Source organism: Nonomuraea turkmeniaca (assembly GCF_005889735.1).
GTDB lineage: Bacteria > Actinomycetota > Actinomycetes > Streptosporangiales > Streptosporangiaceae > Nonomuraea > Nonomuraea turkmeniaca.
Map to the genome: position 1 here is coordinate 1 of NZ_VCKY01000389.1, position 5,977 is coordinate 5,977.

Annotated in this window: 3 protein-coding genes and 1 pseudogene; all 4 read right to left on the reverse strand. The window is 68.4% G+C overall.

The annotated features are described in order from the left end of the window. Positions 1 to 424: 424 nt before the first annotated feature. Positions 425 to 1,306, reverse strand: a complete 882-nt coding sequence (locus ETD86_RS51945; protein ID WP_138673995.1) for a tyrosine recombinase XerC — start codon at positions 1,304 to 1,306, stop codon at positions 425 to 427. Positions 1,307 to 1,917: 611 nt separating this feature from the next. Continuing rightward, positions 1,918 to 3,165 (reverse strand): DNA-processing protein DprA, encoded by a 1,248-nt coding sequence (gene dprA, locus ETD86_RS51950; RefSeq protein ID WP_342779366.1) that lies wholly within the window; start codon positions 3,163 to 3,165, stop codon positions 1,918 to 1,920. A gap of 1,013 nt (positions 3,166 to 4,178) precedes the next feature. Then, complete coding sequence (locus ETD86_RS51955; RefSeq protein ID WP_138673997.1) at positions 4,179 to 5,714, reverse strand: YifB family Mg chelatase-like AAA ATPase; 1,536 nt, start codon at positions 5,712 to 5,714, stop codon at positions 4,179 to 4,181. Further along, positions 5,715 to 5,977: pseudogene (locus ETD86_RS58855) on the reverse strand (hypothetical protein); the annotation flags it as partial.

The window sequence follows — 5,977 nt, forward strand, 5'->3', positions numbered from 1 at the left end:
CCCACCCACAGCCCTTAGGGCAGCACGCCAGTCGTCACATCCGCCAACACCGCCCAACCCCCTGAACGACCATCGCCTGAGCAGCTCAACCTCGGCCCACCCGGCACCCGCCATCGCCATAGTCGGCGCCCTGCTGGGAACGACCTTCCTGATCATCGCGCTACACCGACGCCGCCGTACCCCAACGAGCGATCGCAGCACGACAAGAGGCCAACACCGCAAACGCCGCCGCCACAGCCGCCACGCCAGAGAAGCCCAGAACCAACGCTCCTCACCCTGACCCTGACAAGCGAAGCCCCCGCTACGGACAACAGCAGCAGCGCCACGGCCCCAAGGCGCAATCAAACGACCACGCACGACGCACGACGCACGACGCACGACGCACGACGCACGACGGACGATCCACGGACGAAACGAAAGAGCCTCACGCCCTCGGGTGAGCTTGCCTGTACGCAACCCTCAAGCGCTCGATCGAGACATGCGTATAGATCTGCGTGCTGTTCAACGACGCATGGCCGAGCAGCTCCTGAACACTACGAAGATCCGCCCCGCCCTCCAGCAGATGGGTCGCCGCAGTGTGCCGCAATCCATGCGGCCCCATGTCCGGGGCCCCGTCCACCTCCGCCAAGCGCGCATGCACCACCCGCCGAACGGTCCCCGCATCGATGCGACCACCGCGCACCCCAAGGAAAAGCGCCGGTCCCGACCCCGCCCGAACCCACAGCGGCCGCCCGTAAATGCACCACTTGTCCAACGCCCGAAGAGCAGGCAACCCGAACGGCACCGAGCGCTCCTTGCGCCCTTTGCCGCACACCCTGATGACGTGCCGATCTCGGTCCACATCATCCACATCGAGCGCACACAATTCGCTCACCCGCACGCCGGTGGCGTACAACATCTCAAGGAGAGCCTGATCCCGTAGTTCCTTGGGTTCCGCCGTCGCAGGCTCGGCCAGAACGGCCTGAGCCTGCTCCTGATCGAGCACGGCGGGCAGAGAACGAGGCGCCTTGGCGCTCCCGAGCAACAACCCAGGGTCCGCAGGCAACCAGCCGCGGCGATGGCAGTAAGCGGTGAACGTACGAGCGCATGCCGCCCTGCGCGCCAGCGTGGCCCGCGCTTTCCCCGCCCCATGCTGATCGGCCAGCCACTTCCTGAGCACCGCGATGTCGAGACCCTCGATGGGCCCGTTCAAATGATCGAGCAGGGAATTGACATCAGCCAGGTAGGCGCGGACGGTATGCGGCGAAACATCCCGCTCGAACCGCAGATAGCGACCAAACTCCGCCACCACCTCGTCCCTGCCCATTCCCCGCCTCCGTTCGCCGCCACTTAGAAACCGATCGTCCCATCCCCACCCAAGCCCCAACACCGCCTCGCTTCAACCACCCCAACGGCCCAAACAGCCCACCGGGGCAATCACCACGTCACCTCAGGGCTCGCGTCCACCACGCCAGTCGAAGCGCGCGAACCTTAGTCAGACCTGTCCCCAAAACACGACCGCGCTGACCCCGAAACCTGGCTCACAACTATGCGTCCAGGCCACACGCGACCCCGGGTGATGATGGGCTATGTCCACGCGGCCGTAGCGGTCGACTCACGCTGATCCACTCGCGAATAGCGCCGAAAATGGTGCGGGCCACCGCATGATCCTCCGAAGGCCTCAGTCGAGAACGAAGGAACAGGAAGCGATGGCCGCAGGCATCAGTCTGTCCGCCGTCCCGGCCACCGCGGGAACAAATGCGAACCAGTGACCCCCACTTGTTCCCGCACCCAACGGTCAATCCACCCGCATCGACCATCCCCTCCCGTGTCAACGACGGCCGAATTCACGCGTCGTCGACATCCCGGTGGATGCATCGGCGACGCCGCCAGGTTCACAACAAGAATCGCAGACCACTCATGTCACGTAGTGGACGCTCATGGATACTCGAACGCGAGCAGTTCCGTACCCTTCTCCTTCCAGCCGTCATGCTCTCGGCCTTGGGAACTTTCTTCAGGGGCGGGAAGACCGTCCTCGTGGCGTGCGAGGTCGTCCTCGTCCGGGAACGGCGGTTCCTGGGTTGGGTCGGCGTCCTCCGCCATTCGCGGCTCAAGGACGGCGGCTTCCGAGGCCTTCCGATACGTGGTTCCTAGTTTGCGGACACGCCAGCCGTCCGGGGAGCGCTCGATGTAGCCCGCCGCGGCCAGGCCGCCCAGTGCGCTCAAGGTGGCGTCCAGGCCCAGCCCTGCTGCGACCGCTATGGAGGCCGGGCCGGCGCCGCCTCGGGTGGGGATCGCGTCCAGGACCCTTCTCGTTGACTCGTTCAGCTTGTCCCTCGGGACCGCCGGGGCACGGGTCTGCGGGGCCAGGTCGTCACCTATCACCCCGACGAGTTCGATCATCTCCTCTGGAGAGGTGACGCATACCGCTTTGCGTTCGCGGAGAAGTCTGTGGCAGCCGGCCGACATGCGCGAGGTGACTGGGCCGGGCACGGCCGCCAGGTGCCGGTTGAGCGTCAGGGTGTGGGCTGCGGTGTTGAGCGCGCCGCTGCGCAGGGCGGCCTCGACCACTACGGTGCCTCTCGACAGGGCGGCTATCAGGCGGTTCCTGATGAGGAAACGCGCCCGGGTCGGATGGACTCCTGGCGGGCATTCGCTGACCACCACACCCTGGTCTCTGACGGCCGCGAACAGGGTGTCGTGGCTGGTCGGGTAACAAACGTCCACGCCGCAGGCCAGGACGACGACCGTCGGCGAGTCTGCGACCAGCGCTCCTCGATGGGCCGCGCCGTCCACCCCGAAGGCGCCGCCCGATACGACGGTCCAGCCCGACTCACTGAGGCCGACGCCGAACTCGGCCGCAATGTGCACGCCGTACGCGGTCGCTGATCGGGCGCCCACCACAGCCACGGACTTGAGGCAGGAGAAGCGGAGGTCCGCCGTGCCGCGCAGCCATAGCCCAAGGGGCCGGCTGGGGCCGAGTTGGTCCAGTTGGGTGGGCCATTCCGGGCCGCCGGGGACGATCAGGCGGGCGCCTGATCTCTCCCCCGCTTCGAGATCGGCGATCGGGTTGGCGGCCGCCAGCCGGGCGTACCAGGCGTTCAGACGCGCGGTCAGGGCACCGGGACGCTCTTCCTGGGCCACGAATTCCACCGGCAGCGCCCGTGCCCGGATCGCTTCCACCACAGCTGTGGCTCCGTACCGCGCCACGAGGCGACCCATGACCGTGTCCCCGACGTCCGCCGCCCGCATGAGCGCGGCCCTGGCCTCATAGTCGGCTGCCGCTGAATGCGCAGAGACCCCGCCGTCAACTGCCTTGCGATCATCGGTTTCGCGATCGGTTGCTTCCTGCGCAATGCTGATCATCGACGTCGTCGGAGATGGCTGCCGGGGCGGAGCCATCGCCCCCTGTGATGGTTGGCCAGACAGCGACAGTGATGGTGCGGCTGCCGTATCCGATGCCGATGTGGCTGTCGGCGGCCTTGTGGCTGTCTGTGGCGGTGTGGGTCCCTGTGGCGGTGTGGGTGACGGTACGCCTCCAGACGCAAGCACCGGTCCAGGTGAGGACACGGGCACGGGTCCAGGCGCAGGCGCGGACGCATGTCCAGGTCCAGGCATAGCTCCCGGAGTGACCATGTGCGCCGAGCTAGGCGCGGATGAGGATGCGGATGCGGATGCAGGTCCCGATGCGGAGGTGGGTGTCGGCCCTGGTGCCGGTGTCGGCGAGACCGCCGGTGCCGATTTCGGCGCCACCGCCGGTGCCGGTGTGGGCCTGGCGACAGGTACCGACGCAGGGGCAGGCGGTGACAGTGACGGCATGGGTGCAGGTGTGGATGTATGCGCCCGCGTAGCCTCAGGGGCGGGCGTAGACGCAGAAGCGGAGGTTGGCGCGACCGCAGGGACCGGGGCCGACCCAGGGACAGAGGTCGTCTCAGGGACGGGGACCGACCCAGAAACGGGAGTCCGCGCCAGCGCAGGGACCCGGGCCGACCCAGGAACGGAGGTCGGCTCAGGGGCTGGGGCCGATCCAGGGACGGGAGTCGGCGCGAGCCCAGGGACAGGGGCCGGCTCAGGGACGGGTGCCGGTGTGGGTGTGGGTCGTTGTGCGTGCCGTTCCGAGTGCGCAGTCTTGGGTGCGGGCATGGCGCCTTCCTGGTCTTGGGTCGCTGGAGCGGGGGTTGAGGAGGTCGTGGCGGGCATTACGACGTCACCCCTAGCCAGAAGTGCAGGGCGGCGGTGGTTTCTTCTTCCTCCGGGCAGTCCTTGTCAGCCAGGTCGGCGAGGGTCCAGGACACGCGGACCGCACGGTCCAGGCCGCGGGCGGTGAGGGTGCCCGAGTCGAGGCAGGAGGTCATGGGCTTCATGGCCTTTGGGGACGGGCGGTAGTCGCTGTGGAGTACAGATGAGGGGATTTCGGCATTGGTCCGCCACGGGGTGGCGGCCAAGCGCTTGGCGGCTCGTTCGCGGGCCACGAGGACGCGCTCGGCCACCGTCGCGCTGGATTCGGCGAACTGGCGGTCTGCCATGAGCTCGCGTCTCGAGGCGCGCACCACGGTGACCTTCATGTCCACGCGGTCGAGCAAGGGGCCCGAGAGCCTACCGAGGTATCGGCGCCTGACCGTGGGGGAACATTTGCAGGTTTCCCCCTGGTCTTCGGCTTGGGCGCATGGGCAGGGGTTCGCGGCCAGGACGAGCATGAACCTGGCCGGGAACGTGACCGAGCCCGCCGACCTGGATACGGTCACACGACCGGACTCCAGCGGCTGCCGCAACGCGTCGAGCACGTGTCGAGGGAACTCGGGTGCTTCGTCCATGAACAGAACGCCGCGGTGCGCGAGCGAGACGGCCCCGGGTCGCACCACAGTGCTACCGCCGCCGATGATCGCGGCGGCGGTAGCCGTGTGGTGCGGGTTGACGAACGGCGGCCTGCACATCATGGGGGCGTTGGGCGGCAGAACGCCGGCGACCGAATGGATCGCCGTCACCTCCAGGGCATGGTCGAGCTCCAGGTCGGGCAGAAGGGTGGGAAGGCGCTCCGCCAGCATGGTCTTGCCGGTGCCGGGCGGGCCCAGCATCCAGAGGTTGTGGCCGCCTGCCGCGCACACTTCCAGGGCGCGACGGGCGACCGGCTGACCCACGACGTCCGCCAGATCGATCGCGGGGTCCGTGGTGGTGGAGGGTGGCTCGACGTACTCCTCGGCCTGAGATTCGGGCGCCTCGTCTCCCTGGCGGAGCCACTCCACCAGCTGGCGCAGGCTCGCTACTGGCACCACCTTCACGTCGGGGACCAGGGCCGCCTCGGCGGAGTTGGCGGACGGAACGATGACCGTGGCGTCTCCGCCCTTCGCCGCGCCGAGGACGGAGGGCAGCACCCCGCGTACCGGCCTGATGCGGCCGTCGAGGCCGAGCTCCCCCAGGAAGAACGGCTCCGCCACGCGCTCGGCCGGAATGACCCCGGCCGCGCCCAGGATCGCCACCGCAATGGCCAGGTCGAACTGGGATCCGCGTTTGGGGAGGCTGGCCGGGAAGAGGCTGACGATGATGCGGGCGTCGGGCCATGGGTACGTGCTGTTGACCACCGCCGACCTGACCCGGTCCCGGGCCTCGCTCAGTGCCGTGTCCGGGAGGCCGATGAGGTGGATGCCGGCCAGGCCGTTGCCCACGTCGGCCTCGACCTCGACGGTACGGCCCGTCACGCCGACGAGGGCCACGCTGCGGGTGCGGGCCACGGCCATCTAGATCGCCCCCCGTACGTGGCGAAGGGCGAAGTCGCCAGCGAACCGCTCCAAGGCGATCACGTCCACGCGGACGGCGTCGAACGAACGGGACTGCGTGGCCAGCCACTTGGCCGCCAGCACCCGAAGTCTCTCCTGTGCATCCCCTCGTAGCGTGGAGACCGAACCGGGAAGGGTTTGGTCGTGGCAGCAGTCACGCGGCGGCGCTTTGATCCGGAGTTCCGGGCTGGGGCGCTGCGTATCGTCAAGGAGACCGGCAAGCC